Here is a 20,497-nt window from a genome sequence, read left to right as displayed (position 1 = left end):
GGAGATTCAAATGGGTAAATTTGAACAAGAATCCAAAGATCTGCTTGCTGCAATCGGGGGTAAAGAAAATGTGACTGCTGTTACTCACTGTGCGACGCGTATGCGTTTTGTTCTTGGTGATGACAAGAAGGCAGATGTGAAAACAATCGAAGCCATTCCTGCTGTTAAGGGGACTTTCACCAATGCAGGTCAATTCCAAGTTATCATTGGTAATGATGTGCCAATTTTTTACAATGATTTTACTGCTGTATCAGGGATTGAAGGTGTTTCAAAAGAAGCTGCTAAATCAGCTGCTAAGAGTAATCAGAATCCAGTTCAGCGTGTTATGACAACTCTAGCGGAAATCTTTACACCTATTATTCCAGCTCTTATCGTTGGGGGATTGATTCTTGGTTTCCGTAATGTTCTTGAGGGTGTACATTGGTCAATGCTTGACGGTAAGACAATTACCGATGTTTCTCAGTTCTGGTCAGGAGTGAATCACTTCTTGTGGTTACCTGGTGAAGCTATTTTCCAATTCTTGCCTGTAGGTATTACTTGGTCTGTTTCTCGTAAAATGGGAACTAGCCAAATTCTTGGAATTGTTTTGGGTATCTGTCTGGTGTCACCACAATTGCTTAATGCTTATTCAGTAGCATCGACACCAGCGTCTGAAATTGCTAAGGATTGGGTTTGGGATTTTGGATTCTTTACTGTTAATCGTATAGGTTATCAAGCGCAAGTTATTCCTGCCCTTCTTGCTGGTTTGTCACTTTCTTATCTTGAAATTTTCTGGCGTAAACATGTACCAGAAGTAGTATCAATGATTTTTGTACCGTTCTTGTCATTGATTCCAGCCCTTATTTTGGCTCATACTGTTTTAGGTCCTATTGGTTGGACTATTGGCCAAGCTCTTTCAACAGTGGTTCTTGCTGGTTTGACAGGTCCTGTAAAATGGCTTTTCGGTGCTGTTTTTGGTGCCCTTTATGCGCCGTTCGTTATCACTGGACTTCACCACATGACCAATGCAATTGATACTCAGTTGATTGCGGATGCTGGTGGAACAGCTCTTTGGCCTATGATTGCTCTATCAAACATTGCTCAAGGTTCAGCAGTCTTTGCTTACTATATTATGCATCGTCATGATGAACGTGAGGCTCAAATTTCACTTCCGGCTACTATTTCAGCTTATCTTGGTGTTACAGAACCAGCCCTCTTCGGGGTTAACGTCAAATATATTTACCCATTTGTTGCGGGTATGATTGGTTCATCTATTGCAGGTCTTCTATCAGTAACCTTTAACGTTACAGCGGCCTCTATTGGTATTGGTGGGTTACCTGGTATTCTATCAATTCAACCTAAGTATATGATTCCATTTGCAGGAATTATGCTTGTTGCTATTATTGTACCTATGGTCTTGACTTTCTTCTTCCGCAAAGCGGGTCTCTTTACTAAGACAGAAGATGATACAGAACTTAAGGAAGAATTCGCAGCTCAAGAAGAGGCTGAATTTGCATCACATACTGCTACTCCAACGGCTCTTGCTGAATCAGCAGAGGTTGTTAGCCCACTTGCTGGCCAAGTTAAACCACTTAGCCAAGCCACAGACCCAGTCTTTTCATCAGGTGTAATGGGACAAGGTGTTGTCATCGAACCAAGTCAAGGCGAATTGGTTTCACCAGTGAATGGTACAGTGACAGTACTCTTCCCAACTAAGCACGCAGTAGGTATCGTTTCTGAAGAAGGTGTTGAAATGTTGATGCACATTGGTATGGATACGGTTAGCCTTGACGGAAAAGGCTTTGAATCACATATTAAACAAGGTGATAAAGTTGTTGTTGGTCAACAATTGATTAGCTTTGATATGGATATTATCAAAGAAGCTGGTTTGGTCACTGAGACTCCAGTTATCATTACAAATCAAGATGATTTCCAAGCAGATGTTGAAGGGAATCTTCCACGTGATATCAAACGCGGCGATGTTCTCATGATTGCTCATCAAACAAAATAAGCTAAGGGGTGGAGACGTCACGGTTCCACCTCTTCATATAAAGAACAAAAGAGGAAAAATTACATGGCATTAGATAAAACAAAGGTTGTATACCAAATTTATCCAAAATCATATAAGAACACTACAGGAAATGGAATCGGTGATTTCAGAGGAATCATTGAAAAGATTCCCTACCTAGCAGAGTTGGGCGTGGATATGGTTTGGCTCAATCCTTTCTATCCAAGCCCACAACGTGACAATGGCTACGATATTTCAGACTATACAGCCGTCAACCCTGTTTTTGGGGATATGGCTGACTTTGAAGAAATGATCCGTGTCGGGAAAGAGCACAAGATTGATTTCATGTTAGACATGGTGCTCAATCATTGCTCAACGGAGCATGAGTGGTTCCAAAAAGCATTGGCTGGTGACAAGTATTACCAAGATTTCTTCTTCATTCAGAACCAACCAACTGATTGGTTGTCTAAATTTGGTGGTTCTGCCTGGGCTCCTTTTGGAGATACAGGAAAATACTATCTTCACCTTTTTGATGAAACACAGGCAGACCTTAATTGGCGGAATCCCAATGTTCGTAAGGAGTTGTTTAAGGTAGTCAACTTCTGGCTAGACAAAGGTGTCAAGGGTTTTCGTTTTGATGTGATTAACTTGATTGGTAAGGACGAGGTTTTAGTAGATTGTCCGGAAAATGAAGGGAAACCTGCCTATACGGATAAACCCATTGTCCATGACTATCTACACATGATGAATGAAGCGACTTTTGGAGCTGACGATAGCTTTATGACAGTTGGAGAGATGTCATCGACAACCATTGACAACTGTGTTCTCTACTCAGCACCGGAGCGTCACGAGCTGTCTATGGCCTTTAACTTCCACCATTTAAAAGTGGACTATGAAGATGGACAAAAATGGGCTATTGCTCCCTTTGATTTTGAAGAACTCAAGCGTCTCTACCACACCTGGGGCAAGGAAATGAGCGATCGTGGTGGATGGAGTGCCCTCTTCTGGAATAACCACGACCAACCTCGTGCCTTGAATCGTTTTGTGGATATCAAGAACTTCCGTAATGAAGGAGCGACCATGCTAGCCGCTAGCATTCACTTGTCACGTGGAACACCTTATATCTACATGGGTGAAGAGATTGGAATGATTGATCCAGACTATGATTCGATGGAAGATTACGTGGATGTGGAATCCATCAATGCTTACCAAATGCTCTTGGACCAAGGTAAATCTCCTGAGCAAGCCTTCAAGATTATCCAAGCTAAGTCACGAGATAATTCTCGTACGCCAATGCAATGGGATGCTTCTGAAAATGCAGGCTTTTCAACAGGTACTCCATGGTTGAAAGCTGGTAAATCTTACAAAGACATTAACGTTGAAAATGAGATTAATGGACCAATCTTTAAATTCTATAAAGAATTAATTCGCTTGCGTAAAGAAATGCCTATCATTTCAGAAGGAAGCTACCAGCCAGCACTTGAAGATAGCAAGAAGGTCTACGCCTTTGAACGCCACTTAGACGGTCAAAAACTCTTGGTGCTCAATAATTTCTATGGAAGTGAAGCTGAAGTGGTGATTCCAGCAGAATACCAGTCAGGGCGCGTGCTCTTGTCAAACTATGACGATTCGGAGCTTGCTGAAAAGGTAGTTCTTAAACCATATCAAACCTTGGCAATCCTAGTTAAATAAGCCAATTTTTCCTCGGCAAATGCTTTTGCTGGGGAATTTTGTTATAATGAAAGCACTTTTAATGTTGATGGAGGAAGTGTAATGACACGCTTACAAGATGATTTTTACCATGCGATTAATGGTGAGTGGGAAAAGACAGCAGTGATTCCCGACGATAAGCCTCGTACAGGTGGTTTCTCAGATTTAGCAGATGAAATAGAAGACCTCATGCTTGAAACAACTGATCAGTGGTTGGCAGGAGAGAATGTTCCTGACAATGCTGTTCTACAAAACTTCATTAAGTTTCACCGTATGGCTGCGGACTTTGACAAACGTGAGGCAGTTGGTATCGAGCCTGTTAAGCCTTTGATTGAAGAATACAAGCAACTCTCGTCATTTTCAGAGTTTGCTTCGAAAATTGCTGAGTACGAGATGGCTGTTAAGCCTAATGCGTTCCCGTTTGGTGTGTCTCCAGACTTTATGAATGCCCAATTAAATGTTCTTTGGGCTGAAGCGCCACGTATTATTTTACCTGATACAACCTATTACACTGAGGATAATGAAAAGGGAAAGGAGCTTTTGGGAATTTGGCGTGAGATGCAGGAAGAACTCCTTGAGAAATATGGCTTCACAGCTGAAGAAATCAAAGATATCTTGGACAAGGTTATCGCTCTTGATGCTAAATTAGCCAAGTATGTCCTTTCGAGTGAAGAATCTTCCGAGTATGTAGAACTCTACCACCCATATGATTGGGCAGACTTTACTAAGCTGGCGCCAGAACTCCCACTTGATAATATTTTCACGGAAATCTTGGGTCAAGTTCCTGATAAAGTTATCGTTCCTGAAGAACGCTTCTGGACAGAATTTGCAGCGGAATATTACTCAGAAGCAAATTGGGAGTTGCTTAAGGCGGACTTACTTATCGATGCTGCTACATCTTGGAATGCCTATTTGACAGACGAGCTTCGTATCTTGGCTGGAAAATATGGTCGTGCGCTTTCAGGAACACCACAAGCTATGGAAAAGAAAAAGGCTGCCTTCTATTTGGCACAAGGGCCTTACAATCAGGCTCTAGGACTTTGGTATGCAGGTGAAAAATTCTCACCAGAAGCAAAAGCAGACGTCGAAGCCAAAGTGGCAACCATGATTGATGTTTATAAATTACGCCTTCAAAAAGCGGATTGGTTGGCACCTGAGACACGTGAAAAGGCTATTACGAAACTGAATGTCATCACACCTCATATCGGTTATCCAGAAAAATTGCCAGAGACCTATGATAAGAAGATTATTGATGAGAACTTGTCACTTGTTGAGAATGCACAGAAGTTAGTCGAAATTTCAGTTGCACATAGTTGGAGCAAGTGGAATCAACCTGTTGATCGAAGTGAGTGGCATATGCCTGCCCACATGGTTAATGCTTACTATGATCCACAGCAGAACCAAATTGTTTTCCCAGCAGCTATCCTGCAAGCACCTTTCTATGACCTTCACCAATCGTCATCTGCTAACTATGGTGGAATCGGTGCTGTTATCGCCCATGAAATCTCTCATGCCTTTGACACTAATGGTGCTTCCTTTGATGAGAATGGTAGTCTTAAGAACTGGTGGACTGAAGAAGACTATGCAGCCTTTAAGGAACGTACTGACAAGATTGTGGACCAGTTTGACGGTTTGGACTCTTACGGTGCTAAGGTCAACGGCAAACTGACTGTTTCTGAGAACGTGGCAGACCTTGGTGGTGTGGCCTGTGCCTTAGAAGCGGCTAAACGTGATGAAGATTTTTCGGTTCGTGAATTCTTTGTTAACTTTGCGACGATTTGGCGTATGAAGGCGCGTGAAGAATACATGCAAATGTTGGCCAGCGTGGATGTTCATGCCCCAGCTAAATGGCGTACCAATGTTATCGTGACCAACTTCGACGAATTTCACAAAGAATTTGACGTCAAAGAGGGCGACGGTATGTGGCGCGCCTCAGAAGATCGTGTCATTATTTGGTAAAAAGAGATGAAATCTGTCCAAAATGGGCAGATTTCTTTATTTTTATTAATGTAAGGGTTTACATAATGTATAGAAAGCGCTATAATAGACTTGTGTTAAATCTTGTGAAGTTTTTAACAAGTATTCAAAGGAGTTTCATATGACTAAACAAACTAAAGATATTCAAACAGTAATAGATGAATTGGCAACAAAAGGGGTTGAAGCTCTCGATGCCATGTCTAACTTTACGCAGGAGCAAGTGGACCACATTGTTCACCAAGCTGCGATTGCTGCCCTAGATAAACATATGTATTTGGCAAAATTGGCTGTTGATGAAACAGGCCGTGGTATTTATGAAGATAAGGCCATCAAAAACATGTATGCTTCTGAGTACATTTGGAATAGTATTAAATATGACAAAACTGTAGGCGTTATTGCTGAAGATAAAGAACAAGGCTTGGTTTCTATCGCTGAGCCAGTCGGCGTTATCTGTGGGGTGACACCAACAACTAACCCAACTTCAACAACGATTTTCAAAGCCCTTATCGCTCTTAAGACTCGTAACTCTATCGTCTTTGCCTTCCACCCATCAGCTCAGAAATCATCTGCAGAGGCAGCTCGTATCGTCCGTGATGCAGCTATTGAAGCGGGTGCACCTAAGAACTGTATTCAGTGGATTGAAGAGCCATCTATCGAAGCAACTGGTCTTTTGATGAACCATCCTAAGATTGCAACAGTACTTGCGACTGGTGGGCCTGGTATGGTTAAGGCAGCTTATTCAACTGGTAAACCTGCTCTTGGTGTAGGAGCTGGGAATGTACCATCTTATATTGCTGCTGATGCTAAGATTAAACGTGCTGTCAACGATATCATCGTTTCAAAAACTTTTGACAATGGTATGATTTGCGCTTCTGAACAAGCAGCTATCGTTGATGCATCTATTTATGATGAAGTTAAGGCTGAATTTGAGGCACATCAATGTGTCATCATTTCTAAAAAAGCTGATATTGCTAAATTAGAAAAAGTCGTTCTTAATGAAGCGCGTACAGCTGTAAACGGCGCTATTGTAGGTCACTCAGCTATTGAAATTGCTGAAAAAGCTGGTCTTAAAGTACCTTCAGGGACGAAAATGCTTTTGGCAGAAATTCCAGATGCAACAATGGAACACCCACTTGCCTTGGAAAAATTGTCTCCAGTACTTGCCCTTATCAAATCTGATGGCGTTGAAGATGGATTCAAAAAAGCAGAAGGCATGCTCAATTTGGGAGGTCTTGGACATACAGCTGTTATCCACACTGAAAATGAAGAGCTCCAACTTCAATACGGTATCCGTATGAAAGCTTGCCGTGTCTTGGTGAATAGCCCATCGGCTGAAGGTGGTATTGGTAATATCTACAACAACATGATTCCATCATTGACTCTTGGTTGTGGTTCACACGGTCATAACTCAGTTTCACACAATGTTAGCTCATTTGACCTCTTGAATGTCAAAACATTGTCAAAGCGTCGCAATAACATGCAATGGTTTCGTGTCCCACCAAAAATCTTCTTCGAAAAAGATTCAATAACTTACTTGCGCCACATTGAAGCTGAGCGCGTGATGTTGGTTTGTGACCCTGGTATGGTTCAGTTTGGTTACGCTGACTTGGTTAAACGCCAATTGGAACTTAACCGCCATAAACCAGCAGTAGATGTTTTCTCAAATGTTGAGCCAAATCCATCTACGAATACAGTTTATAAAGGGTTGGAACGTTTTGTAGACTTCCAACCAGATGTGATTATCGCTCTTGGTGGTGGTTCTGCAATGGATGCTGCTAAGGCTATGTGGATGTTCTTTGAACACCCAGATGTAAGCTTCTTCGGAGCTAAACAAAAATTCTTGGATATCCGTAAACGTACTTACAAGATTCCTTACGCTCAGAAGACAACATTTATCTGTATCCCAACAACTTCAGGTACAGGTTCAGAGGTAACGTCATTTGCGGTTATCACTGATAGTGAAACTCACATCAAGTACCCATTGGCAGATTACGCTTTGACTCCGGACATTGCTATCGTTGACCCTGCTTTAGTAATGAGTGTGCCTGCTAGTGTTACAGCGGATACAGGTATGGACGTTTTGACGCACGCTATTGAGTCTTACGTATCAGTAATGGCTAGCGACTATACACGTGGACTTTCACTTCAAGCGATTAAACTTGTTTTTGAAAATCTTGAACATTCTTATCGCTTTGGTGATGAAGAATCACGTGAAAAGATGCATAATGCATCTACAATGGCTGGTATGGCCTTTGCCAATGCCTTCCTTGGGATCAACCACTCACTCGCTCACAAGGTTGGTCCTATGTTTGACATTCCACACGGACGTACTAACGCGATTTTGATGCCTCACGTTATCCGTTACAATGGTAGTGATCCTCAAAAACACGCTATGTTCCCTAAATATGACTACTTCCGTGCAGACAAAGATTACGCAGATATCGCTCGCTTCATGGGATGGGGTACTGACAAACAATCGGATGCTGAATTGGTTGAAGTTTTGGCACAAAAAGTTTACGAATTGGGTGTTGCCGTTGGTATTGACATGAACTGGAAGGGACAAGGGGTTACTAAGAAACTTCTTCAAGACACTGCCTATACTTTGGCCGAACATGCTTATGAAGACCAATGTACAACAGCTAATCCGAAAGAACCACTTATTTCAGAATTGAAAGAAATTATCGAAATTGCCTTTGATTACAAAGGGTAAGCGATAGACAAAGGTAGCTCTATAAGGGCTACCTTTTTTGCTAGAAATCCTCTATATTAGAGTGTTTATCCAAATTAAAAATAAAGGACTTTCCTGAATAAGATAGAAAAACGCTTTAAGAATTGTTATAATAAGCCGATAGGATAGTAACTGCTTACTTCAATCCTGGTCAAGAATTAAAAGAATCAAGGTACCCAGTAACCTCAAAGAATATTGTGGTGAGGGTAAATCCAAAGATATCACTTTTTCAACTAAGAATGACACCAAAGATAAATTTTAAAAGAAAATCTGGGATAGAAATTCCGGATTTTTTCTGGTATTTAAATAAAATTAAACAAGTGAAATCCGAATGCTTTTCTCACAAGTTGCAATATGTGTAGAAATTTTCTGACAATTATGCTACAATAGAGTCACAGACTATCTAAAAAAGAGGATTTACCATGACACTTGTATACCAATCAACACGTGACGAAAATAATAAAGTAACAGCTAGTCAGGCTATTCTTCAAGGACTGGCAACAGACGGTGGCTTGTTCACCCCATTGACAACACCTGAAGTTACTTTGGAATTTGATCGATTGAAAGATGCTTCTTACCAAGAAGTTGCTAAATTAGTCTTGTCTGCTTTCTTGGATGATTTTACTGAAGAAGAATTGGATTACTGTATCACAAATGCTTATGATGACAAGTTTGATACAGCTGCCATTGCACCAGTAGTTAAACTTAAGAACCACTACAACCTTGAACTTTTCCATGGTTCTACTATCGCTTTCAAAGACATGGCCCTTTCAATCTTGCCTTACTTGCTAACAACATCAGCTAAAAAACAAGGTGTTGATAACAAGATTGTTATTTTGACAGCGACATCAGGTGATACTGGTAAAGCTGCCATGGCTGGTTTTGCAGATGTCCCTGGAACTGAAATCATTGTCTTTTATCCAAAAGATGGTGTTTCAAAAATCCAAGAATTGCAAATGACAACTCAAACGGGTGCTAACACTCATGTTATTGCCATTGATGGTAACTTTGACGATGCCCAAACAGATGTGAAACGTATGTTTAATGATGTTGATTTGCGTGAGAGATTGTTGGCTCATCATACGCAATTCTCATCAGCTAACTCAATGAACATTGGTCGTTTGGTACCACAAGTGGTTTACTATGTCTATGCCTATGCGCAGTTGGTTAAGGCAGGTCATATCCAAAACGGAGATAAGGTTAACTTCACAGTACCAACAGGAAACTTTGGTAACATCTTGGCGGCTTACTATGCACGTCAAATTGGTGTCCCAGTTGGTAAATTAATCTGTGCTTCTAACGAAAATAATGTCCTTACAGACTTCTTTGCAACGGGTACTTATGACAAGAAACGCGATTTCAAGGTAACAACAAGTCCTTCTATGGACATTTTGGTATCTTCTAACCTAGAACGCTTGATTTTCCACCTTCTTGGTAATGATGCTACTAAGACTAAAGAGCTTATGGATGCACTTGTGACTAAGGGTGAGTATACTTTGGCTGATGCAGATAAAGAAATTCTTGATTTGTTTGCAGCAGGTTTTGCAACTGAGGATGAAACAGCTGCTGAAATCAAGCGTGTCTATGATGAAGACAAGTATATCGAAGATCCTCATACAGCAGTTGCCTCAGCCGTTTACGAAGCATACGTTCAAAAGACAGATGACCACACACCAACAGTTATCGCTTCAACAGCTAGCCCTTACAAATTCCCACGTGTGGCTGTTTCAGCTGTCACTGGTAAAGACAGTGGGGATGATTTCAAAGCAGTAGAAGATTTGCACCAACTTTCAGGTGTAGCTGTCCCAGCGGCTGTAAACGGACTTGAACATGCAGAAGTTCGCCATAAAACAGTTGTTGCAGCAGCTGATATGCAAAAAGCAGTTGAAAGCTATCTTGGTGTATAAGAATAAAAAATAGGAGCTGAGAAATCAGCCCTATTTTTATCAATATAAAAGAAAATGTTATGACAGAAACAAAGAAAATTCTAAACATAGCCTTGCCTGCTATGGCTGAAAACCTCTTACAAATGTTGATGGGGGTTGTCGATTCTTACCTAGTGGCTCAGGTGGGTATTGTCGCTATATCGGGGGTTTCCGTAGCCAATAATATCATTACGATTTATCAGGCTATCTTTATTGCGCTGGGGGCTTCGAGTGCCAGTGTCATTGCTAGAAGCCTAGGAAAAGGAGATGTTAAAGCGACTAACAGAGATACCTGGGATGCTATTATTATTACCCTTGCTCTTAGTATCGTCTTGGGTCTACTCTCCATTTTTGGTGGTGGGGCCATTCTTAATCTTTTAGGTACTGAGCAATCTGTGACTCAGGCTGGTAGTCTCTACCTTGCTCTTGTCGGTGGAGGAGTGGTCTTCTTAGCCTTGATGACTACTTTTGGTAACATCCTACGGGCCAAGGGACGGCCTCGTATTTCCATGGTCGTCAGTCTTTTGACCAATGTTCTAAATGCTATTTTATCTTCTTTAGCCATCTTTGTGGGCCATTGGGGGATTATTGGGGTCGCAACGGCTACGGTTTTCTCTCGTCTGGTTGGGACAGTGATACTCTGGCAAGCGGTGAAACTGGATGTGAAGCAGCTTGAAATTACCAAACCTTTTAATAGAGAGTTGTTGGGCATTGCTCTACCAGCAGCTGGTGAACGACTGATGATGCGTGCTGGAGATGTAGTTATCGTGGCCATCATCGTTACCTTTGGTACAGCTGTTGTCGGTGGTAATGCCATTGGTGAAAACCTCACTCAGTTTAACTACATGCCTGGTATGGGAGTCGCAACGGCTACAGTTATCTTGGTTGCTAATAGTCTGGGTCGAGGGGATAAGGCGCAGATGAAGCGTATTATACGAGAGTCTTACTGGATTTCAACTTTCTTGATGGTTTTGGTTTCCGGAAGCATCTTACTTTTTGGCCAAGGATTATCAGGTCTCTTTACAGATAATAAAGCAGCTATTGCGGCTAGTCAGGTCGTTATTCTTTATTCTTTCCTTGGGAATCCTGTGACTTCGGGGACTCTAGTCTACACAGCAGTTTGGCAAGGTCTGGGTAAGGCTAAGATGCCTTTCTATGCGACAACTATTGGAATGTGGATTATCCGAATTTTCTCAGGATACTTCCTTGGGGTGAGTCTGGGAATGGGTCTTGCAGGTGTCTGGATTGCAACGGTTGTTGATAATATATGGCGTGCGGTTTTTCTCTACGTGATGTATCGTCGTTATCTCGCAAAGAGACAGTTTAGATAATAACATGATGGGGAGATGTTCTTATTCAAAAGGTATCTTCCTCTTATTTTTTACAAGTAGTCTCGAATATGATAAAATAAACTGATAAAAACTTTTTGAGGTAGTAATTATGACTGTAAAAATCAATACAAAAGATGGTCAAATCGAATTGTCAGATGATGTCATCGCAACAGTAGTTGGCGGTTCAGCAACAGAAATTTTTGGCGTTGTCGGTATGGCAAGTAAGAGTGCTATCCGAGATAATTTTCAAGCACTTCTTGGAAAAGAAAACTACGCAAAAGGAGTTGTCGTGAAATCTACTGATGCAGGTATCACTGTGGATGTCTACACTGTTATGAGTTATGGTGTTAAGATTAGTGAGGTTTCAAAAAATATTCAAGAACGTGTGAAATTTAATCTTGAGAATCAACTCGGTATCAAGACTGAAACAGTAAATGTTTACGTTCAAAATATCAAAGTCGTAGGAGAAAACTAGTGTCTAAAATTACAACAAGCTTGCTTCAGGAGATGGTCCAAGCGGCAGCAACGCGTCTAGGTAAGCAAGCAGAATATGTGAATTCACTCAATGTCTTTCCAGTACCAGATGGAGATACTGGAACAAATATGGGAATGACTATGGATAACGGAGCCAAAGCTGTCGCAGATCAAACAGCTTCAACAGTTGGTGAAGTTGGTCAGATTTTGTCTAAAGGTCTCTTGATGGGTGCCCGTGGTAACTCAGGTGTTATTACGTCACAATTGTTCCGTGGTTTTGGTCAAAGCATCAAGAATAAAACGGAACTTGACGGCCAAGATTTAGCTTACGCCTTCCAATCAGGTGTTGAAGTTGCGTATAAAGCTGTTATGAAACCTGTCGAAGGAACAATCCTTACAGTATCACGTGGTGCAGCTTCAGCAGCGGTTAAGAAAGCTGAATCTACTAATGATGCTGTTGAGGTTATGCGTGCAGCTCTTGATGGGGCTAAGGCTGCCTTGGCTAAGACACCAGAGATGCTTCCAGTTTTGAAAGAAGTTGGTGTAGTAGACTCAGGTGGTCAAGGTTTAGTCTTTATTTATGAAGGTTTCTTGTCAGCCCTCACAGGTGAGTATATCGCTTCAGAGGATTTCCAAGCGACACCTGCTACTATGACAGAGATGATCAATGCAGAACATCATAAGTCAGTTGCAGGTCATGTTGCAACAGAAGATATTACCTTCGGGTACTGTACAGAAATCATGGTTGGTCTCAAACAAGGTCCAACTTATGTGAAAGACTTTGACTATGAAGAGTTTCAAAATTACTTGAGTAATCTTGGGGATTCGCTCCTTGTTGTTAATGACGATGAAATTGTAAAAGTTCACGTTCATACAGAGGATCCAGGTCTTGTCATGCAAGAAGGTCTTAAATATGGTGCTCTTGTCAAAGTTAAGGTTGACAACATGCGTAACCAACACGATGCACAAGTTCAAAAAGCAGAAGCCACTCAAGCTTCGTCTTCTGTTCCTAAAGACTTTGCCCTTATTGCAGTTGTTGCCGGAGATGGACTTGCAGATATCTTCAAATCACAAGGTGTTGACTATGTGATTTCAGGTGGTCAAACAATGAACCCATCAACAGAAGATATCGTTAAGGCAATTGAGCAGGTTAATGCCAAGAATGTTATCATCTTACCAAATAATAAAAACATCTTTATGGCAGCACAATCAGCTGCTGAAGTAGTAGATGTCAATGCGGCTGTTGTTGAAACACGTACGGTTCCACAAGGCTTTACAAGCTTGCTTGCTTTCGATCCTAGTCAAAGTATCGAAGCGAACGTTGAAGCTATGACAGCTAGTCTTTCAGATGTAACAAGTGGTAGCGTGACCTTGGCGGTACGTGACACAACTATTGATGGTCTTGAGATTCATGAAAATGATATCCTTGGTATGGTTGATGGTAAGATCCTTGTGTCTACACCAGATATGGACCAAGCCCTTCTTGACACCTTTGACAAGATGATTGACGAAGACAGTGAAATTGTTATGATTTACGTCGGCGAAGAAGGTAATCAAGAACAAGCTCAAGCACTTGCGGAAAAATTGGAAGAGGCTCATGAAGATATCGAAGTTGAAATCTTCCAAGGAGATCAACCAGTTTATCCATACCTCTTCAGTGTAGAATAATTTTGAAATAATCATTTAGGAAGTCTTAGGGCTTCCTTTTTGTTTTGTCAGTTTTGATACGGCTGGGACTTCTTTTTGAAATTACAGAAATATTCTGAAAATTCCTTGACATTACTTTCCAAAGTGGTAACATATGTTGTAAGAAATTTTATAGATTGAAGGTAACATCATGAGAAGTGATATGATCAAGGTTGGTGTTGATAAGGCACCAGCACGTGGACTTTTGTATGCGACTGGGCAAGTTAAATCTGCCAAGGATATGCAAAAGCCTTTCATTGCTATTTGTAACTCTTATATTGATATTGTTCCAGGACATGTCCACTTACGTGAATTAGCGGATATTGCCAAGGAGGCTATCCGTGAAGCTGGTGGTATTCCTTTTGAGTTTAATACCATTGGTGTGGATGACGGGATTGCCATGGGGCATATTGGGATGCGTTACAGTCTTCCATCTCGTGAATTGATTGCCGATTCTGCAGAAACAGTTATTAATGCCCACTGGTTTGACGGGGTTTTCTACATTCCTAACTGTGATAAGATTACACCAGGGATGATTTTGGCGGCCATGCGTACTAATGTGCCAGCGGTATTCTGTTCAGGTGGACCTATGAAGGGTGGCGTGGATATGACTGGTCATCAGGCTACTTTATCAAGCTTGTTTGAAGCTGTAGGTACTTATCAGGCTGGAGATATGAGCAAGGAAGAGCTTGATTATTTAGAGAAAAATGCCTGTCCAACTTGTGGTTCATGTTCAGGAATGTTTACTGCCAACTCAATGAACTGTTTGATGGAAGTTTTGGGTCTTGCCCTTCCAGGTAACGGTACTATCCTAGCCGTTTCAGACGAACGTCGTGAATTGGTTCGTCAAGCAGCCACAAAATTGATGGATAACATCAAAAACAATGTTCGCCCACGTGATATTGTGACTAAAGAAGCCATCGATGATGCTTTTGCTCTTGATATGGCCATGGGTGGTTCAACCAATACTGTCCTTCATACCCTTGCTATTGCGCGTGAGGCTGGTATTGACTATGACCTTAAGGACATTAATGAGATTGCTAAGAAGACACCTTATCTCTCTAAAATTGCTCCTTCCAGCATCTATACCATGCATGATGTACATGAAGCAGGTGGTGTTCCAGCAATTATTAATCAGTTGATCAAGAAAGGTGCCATTAAGGGTGATCGTATTACGGTTACTGGTAAAACCTTGAAAGAAAATGTAGCTGGTGCTGAAATCAAGAATGAAGAAATTATTCATCCAATCGAGCATCCTATCTCACCAGTTGGTGGTTTGTCTATCCTTTATGGAAATATTGCTCAGGATGGGGCTGTTATCAAGGTTGGTGGTGTAGATCCATCTGTTAAAACTTTCCGCGGTAAGGCTATTTGTTGTGATTCACAAGATCAAGCCCTTGAGTTGATTGATAATGGAACGGTTAAGAAGGGCCATGTTGTTGTCATTCGTTACGAAGGTCCTCAGGGTGGACCTGGTATGCCAGAAATGTTGGCGCCAACTTCTAAGATTGTCGGACGCGGTCTTGGTAAGGATGTGGCACTGATTACGGATGGTCGTTTCTCAGGAGCAACTCGTGGTATTGCAATTGGTCACGTATCTCCAGAAGCTGCGGAAGGTGGCAATATCGCCCTAATAGAAGATGGCGATGAAATTGTGATTGATCTTCCAAATCGTACCCTTGATCTACTTGTCGATGATGCAACCCTTGAAGAACGTCGCAAACATTTGAAACCTTTCAAATCAAAAATTTCAAGTGGTTGGTTGCGTCGTTACACTGCTTTTGCTAAATCAGCTAATGTCGGTGGAACTCTGATGAGTGATGAAGAATTTGAAGAACGTAAAGCAGAACGTCAAGTACAAGAAAAAAACTAAGAATATTATTTCCGAAGAGTTTGTGATATTTTTCTCTGAAACCCTTGCAAATTTAGTTAAAAATGTTATTATAGTATACAAGGTTTTGAATTTTTAGACAATTCGAAAAAAACAATTGCTAAAGGAGGTCCATGTGGAGAAAATTGAACTTGAAGAAGCACGCTCTGGTGCTGATTTGATTCTTGATACACTTCTTGAACTTGGGATTTCAACTATTTTTGGGTATCCTGGCGGAGCAGTTCTTCCTTTGTATGATGCTATTTACAAAAATGAAGAGATTAATCATATTTTGTCTCGTCATGAGCAAGGAAGTCTGCACGAAGCTGAAGGTTATGCTAAATCAACTGGAAAACTTGGTGTTGCTCTTGTAACGAGTGGTCCCGGTGCAACGAATGCTATTACCGGGATTGCAGATGCTATGAGTGATAGTGTACCTCTCCTGGTCTTTACAGGTCAGGTAGCAACATCAGGTATTGGTAAGGATGCCTTCCAAGAGGCTGACATTGTCGGAATTACTATGCCAATTACCAAATACAACTACCAGATTCGTGATACGGCTGATATTCCTCGTATTATTCGAGAAGCGGTTCATATCGCAACGACAGGACGTCCTGGTCCGGTTGTTATCGACCTTCCAAAAGATGTCGTAGCTAAGGAAACAGCCTTCATCAACGATCCTGAAATTAACCTTCCAAGTTACCAACCGACGCTAAGACCAAACGAAATGCAAATCAAGAAAATCTTGAAGCAGTTGGGTAAAGCTAAGAAGCCGGTTATTGTAGCTGGAGGTGGGGTGTCTTATTCTGAATCTGCTAAGGAGCTAGTTGCTTTTGCAGAACGCTACCAAATCCCAGTTGTTACAAGTCTTCTAGGACAAGGGACAATTGCTACTAGTCATCCCCTTTTCTTGGGGATGGGTGGTATGCACGGTTCATATGCGGCTAACATTGCTATGACTGATGCTGACTTTATGATTGCCATTGGTTGTCGTTTTGATGACCGTTTGACAGGTAATCCTAAAACATTTGCTAAAAATGCTAAGGTTGTCCATATTGATGTAGATCCAGCTGAGATTGGTAAAATTATTGAAGTGGACCTTCCGGTTGTTGGTGATGCTAAACAAGCCCTTGAAATGCTCTTAGCAGAACCGATAGTTCAGAATAACACTGAAAAATGGATTGAAAAAGTTACAAAAGACAAAGAGCGTGTACGTTCTTACGATAAGAAAGAACGTATGGTACAGCCTCAGGCAGTTATCGAGCGTATCGGTGAATTGACTAAGGGTGACGCCGTTGTTGTTACTGACGTTGGTCAACATCAAATGTGGACAGCTCAGTATTATCCATACCAAAATGAGCGTCAATTGGTGACCTCAGGTGGTCTTGGAACAATGGGATTCGGTGTCCCAGCAGCAATTGGTGCCAAAATTGCTAATCCTGATAAAGAAGTTATCCTCTTTGTTGGTGATGGTGGTTTCCAAATGACGAACCAAGAATTGGCTATCTTAAATATTTACAAGGTGCCAATTAAGGTTGTTATGTTGAACAATCACTCGCTTGGTATGGTACGTCAATGGCAAGAGTCCTTCTACGAAGGGCGTACATCAGAGTCTGTCTTTGATACTCTTCCAGATTTCCAATTGATGGCTCAAGCTTACGGCATTAAGTCTTACAAATTTGATAATCCAGAGACAATTGATCAGGATTTGGAAGTTATCAAGGAAGACGTGCCAATGTTCATTGAGGTGGATATCTCTCGTAAAGAGCATGTCTTGCCGATCGTTCCGGCTGGTAAGAGTAATCACGAAATGTTGGGGGTGAAGTTCAATGCGTAGAATGTTAACAGCTAAACTTCAGAACCGTTCGGGTGTCCTTAACCGCTTCACAGGTGTTCTTTCACGACGTCAGGTTAATATTGAAAGTATCTCTGTAGGGGCTTCTGAGGATCCTAACGTTTCACGTATTACGATTATTATTGATGTGAACTCTCAAAATGAAGTGGAACAAATCATCAAACAGCTTAATCGTCAGATTGATGTGATTCGTATCCGTGATATCACGGATCAGCCACACTTGGAACGTGAAGTTATCCTAGTTAAGGTAACAGCACCAACTTCTAAGCGTGCTGAAATCTTGGCGATTATTCAACCTTTCCGTGCTTCGGTGGTTGATGTGGCTCCAAGCTCTATCACTATCCAGATGACTGGTGATGCTGAAAAGAGCGAGGCGCTTCTACGAGTTATTCGTCCTTACGGAATCAAGAATATTGCTCGTACGGGTGCTACTGGATTTACCCGTGATTAAAAAATCCAACCTAAATTTGTTAACCCAGCCTTGAAAAGGCAATAAAATATTTTTTTAGAAAAGAGACATATTATTATGGCAGTTCAAATGGAATATGAAAAAGATGTAAAAGTAGCAGCACTTGACGGTAAAAAAATCGCCGTTATCGGTTACGGTTCACAAGGTCATGCGCATGCACAAAACTTGCGTGATTCAGGTCACGATGTGATCATCGGTGTTCGTCCAGGTAAATCATTTGATAAAGCTAAAGAAGATGGTTTTGATACTTACACAGTAGCAGAAGCAACTAAATTGGCTGATATCATTATGGTTTTGGCACCAGATGAAATTCAAAAAGATATCTATAAAGATGAAATTGAGCCAAACTTGAGTGCAGGCAAAGCTCTTGGTTTTGCACACGGATTTAACATCCACTTCGAATTCATCAAAGTTCCTAAAGATGTTGATGTCTTTATGGTTGCTCCTAAAGGACCAGGTCACTTGGTACGCCGTACATATACAGAAGGCTTTGGTGTTCCAGCACTTTACGCAGTATACCAAGATGCTACAGGCAATGCTAAAGACATCGCTATGGATTGGGCTAAAGGTATTGGTTCTGCACGTGTTGGATTACTTGTAACAACATTTAAAGAAGAAACTGAAGAAGATTTGTTTGGTGAGCAAGCGGTTCTTATGGGTGGGTTGACACATCTTATTGAAGCTGGTTTTGAAGTCTTGACTGAAGCAGGCTATGCACCACAATTGGCTTACTTTGAAGTGCTTCACGAAATGAAATTGATCGTTGACTTGATCTACGAAGGTGGATTCAAGAAAATGCGTCAATCATGTTCAAATACTGCAGAATTTGGTGACTTTGTAACTGGTCCACGTGTCATCGGTCCAGAAGTCAAAGAAAACATGAAAGCTGCCCTTGCTGATATCCAATCAGGTAAATTTGCACGTGAATTCGTTGAAGACCATGATGCTGGCTTCCCACGTTTGAAAGCTTACCGTAAAGAAGCTGAAGAGCTTGAAATTGAAAAGATTGGTGCTGAATTGCGTAAAGCAATGCCATTCGTTGGTCAAAATGACGATGACGCATTCAAAATCTATAACTAATGTGATAGTCTCAAAAACCAGTCTAGTACTGGTTTTTTTGTGTTCTGAAGAGAGTAGTTGGGAATCCGACTGCTTTTTTTGGTAAAAAAACTCACTCCATTAAGGAGTGAGAATAGCTATAAATTAGTAAGTCAAGACAAAGTTTTTCTTCTTACCACGACGGATAACAGTAATTTCATTATCAATTTTATCTGCATCTGAGAGGGTGTAATCCAAGTCTTGTACACGTTCACCATTGATGTAGATAGCACCGTTTTGTACATCTTCACGTGCTTGGCGTTTAGAAGGTGAAATTTTTGCATTGACGAGAAGTTCAACGATGTTCAAATTTTCATCTGCTGAAATCTCATAAGTTGGGACACCGTTAAGGGCAACTTTAAGGTCGCGTGCTGAGAGAGCTTTAAGATTACCAGCGAAGAGTTGTTCAGTGATGTGAACAGCTTGTTCGTAGGCTTCTTTACCGTGAACCAAAGTAACAACTTCACGAGCTAAAACCTTTTGTGCTAAACGTTGGTGACGAGCTTGGTCAAATTCTTTACCGATTTCTTCGATTTCTTCAAGTGACAAGAAAGTGAAAATCTTCAAGAAGCGAACAGCATCATCATCCATAACGTTGAGCCAGAATTGGTACATTTCGTAAGGTGTTGTTTTAGTAGCATCAAGCCAGACAGCGTTACCTTCAGATTTACCGAATTTTTTACCAGTTGAATCTGTGATAAGAGGAACTGTGATAACATGTCCAGATTTATCTGCTTTACGACGCAAGAGCTCAGTACCTGCTGTCATGTTACCCCATTGGTCAGAACCACCAATTTGGAGGGTTACGCCGTACTTATCGTTGAGTTCGTAGAAATCGTAACCTTGCATGATTTGGTAGGCAAACTCAGTGTAAGAGATACCTGTTTCGATACGTTTCTTAACAGATTCTTTACTCATCATGTAGTTAACTGTGAAATATTTACCCACGTCACGCAAGAAATCGATGAAGCTGACTGATCCAAACCAATCATAGTTGTTGACCATAACGGCTTTGTTGTCACCATTTTCAAAATCAAGGAAACGAGAAAGCTGACCTTGGATTTTTTCAACCCAACCTTCAACGGTTTCTTTGGTTTGGAGGCTACGTTCAGCATCTTTAAATGATGGGTCACCAATCAAACCTGTTGCACCACCAACGAGGGCGTAAGGTTTGTGTCCGGCCAATTGAAGTCGGCGACTTGTGAGGATAGCTACAAGGTGTCCAAGGTGGAGACTGTCTGCTGTTGGGTCATAACCAGTGTAGTATGAGACTGGTCCCTCTTCAAAGGCTTTTACAAGGGCTTCTTCATCTGTGGTTTGAAAAATCAAGCCACGTGCTTTTAGTTCTTCAAAAATTGTCATGATATTCTCCAGTAAAGTATATTCT

At 41.3% G+C, this 20,497-nt stretch carries 12 protein-coding genes and 1 pseudogene; 12 read left to right on the top strand and 1 reads right to left on the bottom strand.

The features are described from left to right. Nucleotides 1-10: 10 nt before the first annotated feature. The 12 genes and pseudogenes from treP (at nucleotide 11) to ilvC (ending at nucleotide 19,092) form a co-directional block, all read left to right on the top strand. Nucleotides 11-1,990 (top strand): PTS system trehalose-specific EIIBC component, encoded by a 1,980-nt coding sequence (treP, locus tag RDY04_RS05590; RefSeq protein ID WP_303952354.1) that lies wholly within the window; start codon nucleotides 11-13, stop codon nucleotides 1,988-1,990. Between the two features lie 63 nt (nucleotides 1,991-2,053). Further along, on the top strand, nucleotides 2,054-3,679 hold the full coding sequence (treC, locus tag RDY04_RS05585) for an alpha,alpha-phosphotrehalase (protein WP_303952352.1): 1,626 nt from the start codon (nucleotides 2,054-2,056) through the stop codon (nucleotides 3,677-3,679). An 81-nt stretch (nucleotides 3,680-3,760) separates the two neighbouring features. Next, nucleotides 3,761-5,656 (top strand): M13 family metallopeptidase, encoded by a 1,896-nt coding sequence (locus tag RDY04_RS05580; protein ID WP_303952350.1) that lies wholly within the window; start codon nucleotides 3,761-3,763, stop codon nucleotides 5,654-5,656. 115 nt (nucleotides 5,657-5,771) lie between these two features. Then, nucleotides 5,772-8,384 (top strand): annotated as a pseudogene (adhE, locus tag RDY04_RS05575) (bifunctional acetaldehyde-CoA/alcohol dehydrogenase); the annotation flags it as partial. Between the two features lie 440 nt (nucleotides 8,385-8,824). Next, on the top strand, nucleotides 8,825-10,309 hold the full coding sequence (gene thrC, locus RDY04_RS05570) for a threonine synthase (protein ID WP_303952348.1): 1,485 nt from the start codon (nucleotides 8,825-8,827) through the stop codon (nucleotides 10,307-10,309). A 59-nt stretch (nucleotides 10,310-10,368) separates the two neighbouring features. Continuing rightward, nucleotides 10,369-11,658, top strand: a complete 1,290-nt coding sequence (locus RDY04_RS05565; RefSeq protein WP_303952346.1) for an MATE family efflux transporter — start codon at nucleotides 10,369-10,371, stop codon at nucleotides 11,656-11,658. Between the two features lie 109 nt (nucleotides 11,659-11,767). After that, nucleotides 11,768-12,133 carry an Asp23/Gls24 family envelope stress response protein gene (locus tag RDY04_RS05560; protein WP_003092032.1) on the top strand — a complete coding sequence of 122 codons (366 nt, stop codon included), beginning with the start codon at nucleotides 11,768-11,770 and terminating at the stop codon, nucleotides 12,131-12,133. Continuing rightward, complete coding sequence (locus tag RDY04_RS05555) at nucleotides 12,133-13,800, top strand: DAK2 domain-containing protein (RefSeq protein WP_303952344.1); 1,668 nt, start codon at nucleotides 12,133-12,135, stop codon at nucleotides 13,798-13,800. The genes RDY04_RS05560 and RDY04_RS05555 overlap by 1 nt, the downstream gene beginning before the upstream one ends. Nucleotides 13,801-13,969: 169 nt before the next feature. Continuing rightward, on the top strand, nucleotides 13,970-15,691 hold the full coding sequence (ilvD, locus tag RDY04_RS05550; protein WP_303952343.1) for a dihydroxy-acid dehydratase: 1,722 nt from the start codon (nucleotides 13,970-13,972) through the stop codon (nucleotides 15,689-15,691). Between the two features lie 133 nt (nucleotides 15,692-15,824). After that, nucleotides 15,825-17,525, top strand: a complete 1,701-nt coding sequence (locus RDY04_RS05545; RefSeq protein WP_303952341.1) for an acetolactate synthase large subunit — start codon at nucleotides 15,825-15,827, stop codon at nucleotides 17,523-17,525. After that, nucleotides 17,518-17,994 carry an acetolactate synthase small subunit gene (gene ilvN / locus RDY04_RS05540; protein ID WP_295493888.1) on the top strand — a complete coding sequence of 159 codons (477 nt, stop codon included), beginning with the start codon at nucleotides 17,518-17,520 and terminating at the stop codon, nucleotides 17,992-17,994. Before RDY04_RS05545 ends, ilvN begins: the two co-directional genes overlap by 8 nt. A 75-nt stretch (nucleotides 17,995-18,069) precedes the next feature. Beyond that, the gene (gene ilvC / locus RDY04_RS05535) at nucleotides 18,070-19,092 is read left to right on the top strand and encodes a ketol-acid reductoisomerase (RefSeq protein WP_002887024.1); all 1,023 of its coding nucleotides are present in this window, start codon (nucleotides 18,070-18,072) and stop codon (nucleotides 19,090-19,092) included. 123 nt (nucleotides 19,093-19,215) lie between these two features. On the opposite strand, the gene tyrS is transcribed toward ilvC, so the two are convergent. Beyond that, on the bottom strand, nucleotides 19,216-20,472 hold the full coding sequence (gene tyrS, locus RDY04_RS05530) for a tyrosine--tRNA ligase (RefSeq protein ID WP_002885869.1): 1,257 nt from the start codon (nucleotides 20,470-20,472) through the stop codon (nucleotides 19,216-19,218). Nucleotides 20,473-20,497: the final 25 nt, after the last annotated feature.

The organism is uncultured Streptococcus sp., from assembly GCF_902463925.1.
In the GTDB taxonomy this organism is placed as follows: domain Bacteria; phylum Bacillota; class Bacilli; order Lactobacillales; family Streptococcaceae; genus Streptococcus.
This window is presented reverse-complemented; position numbering and strand designations above follow the sequence as displayed.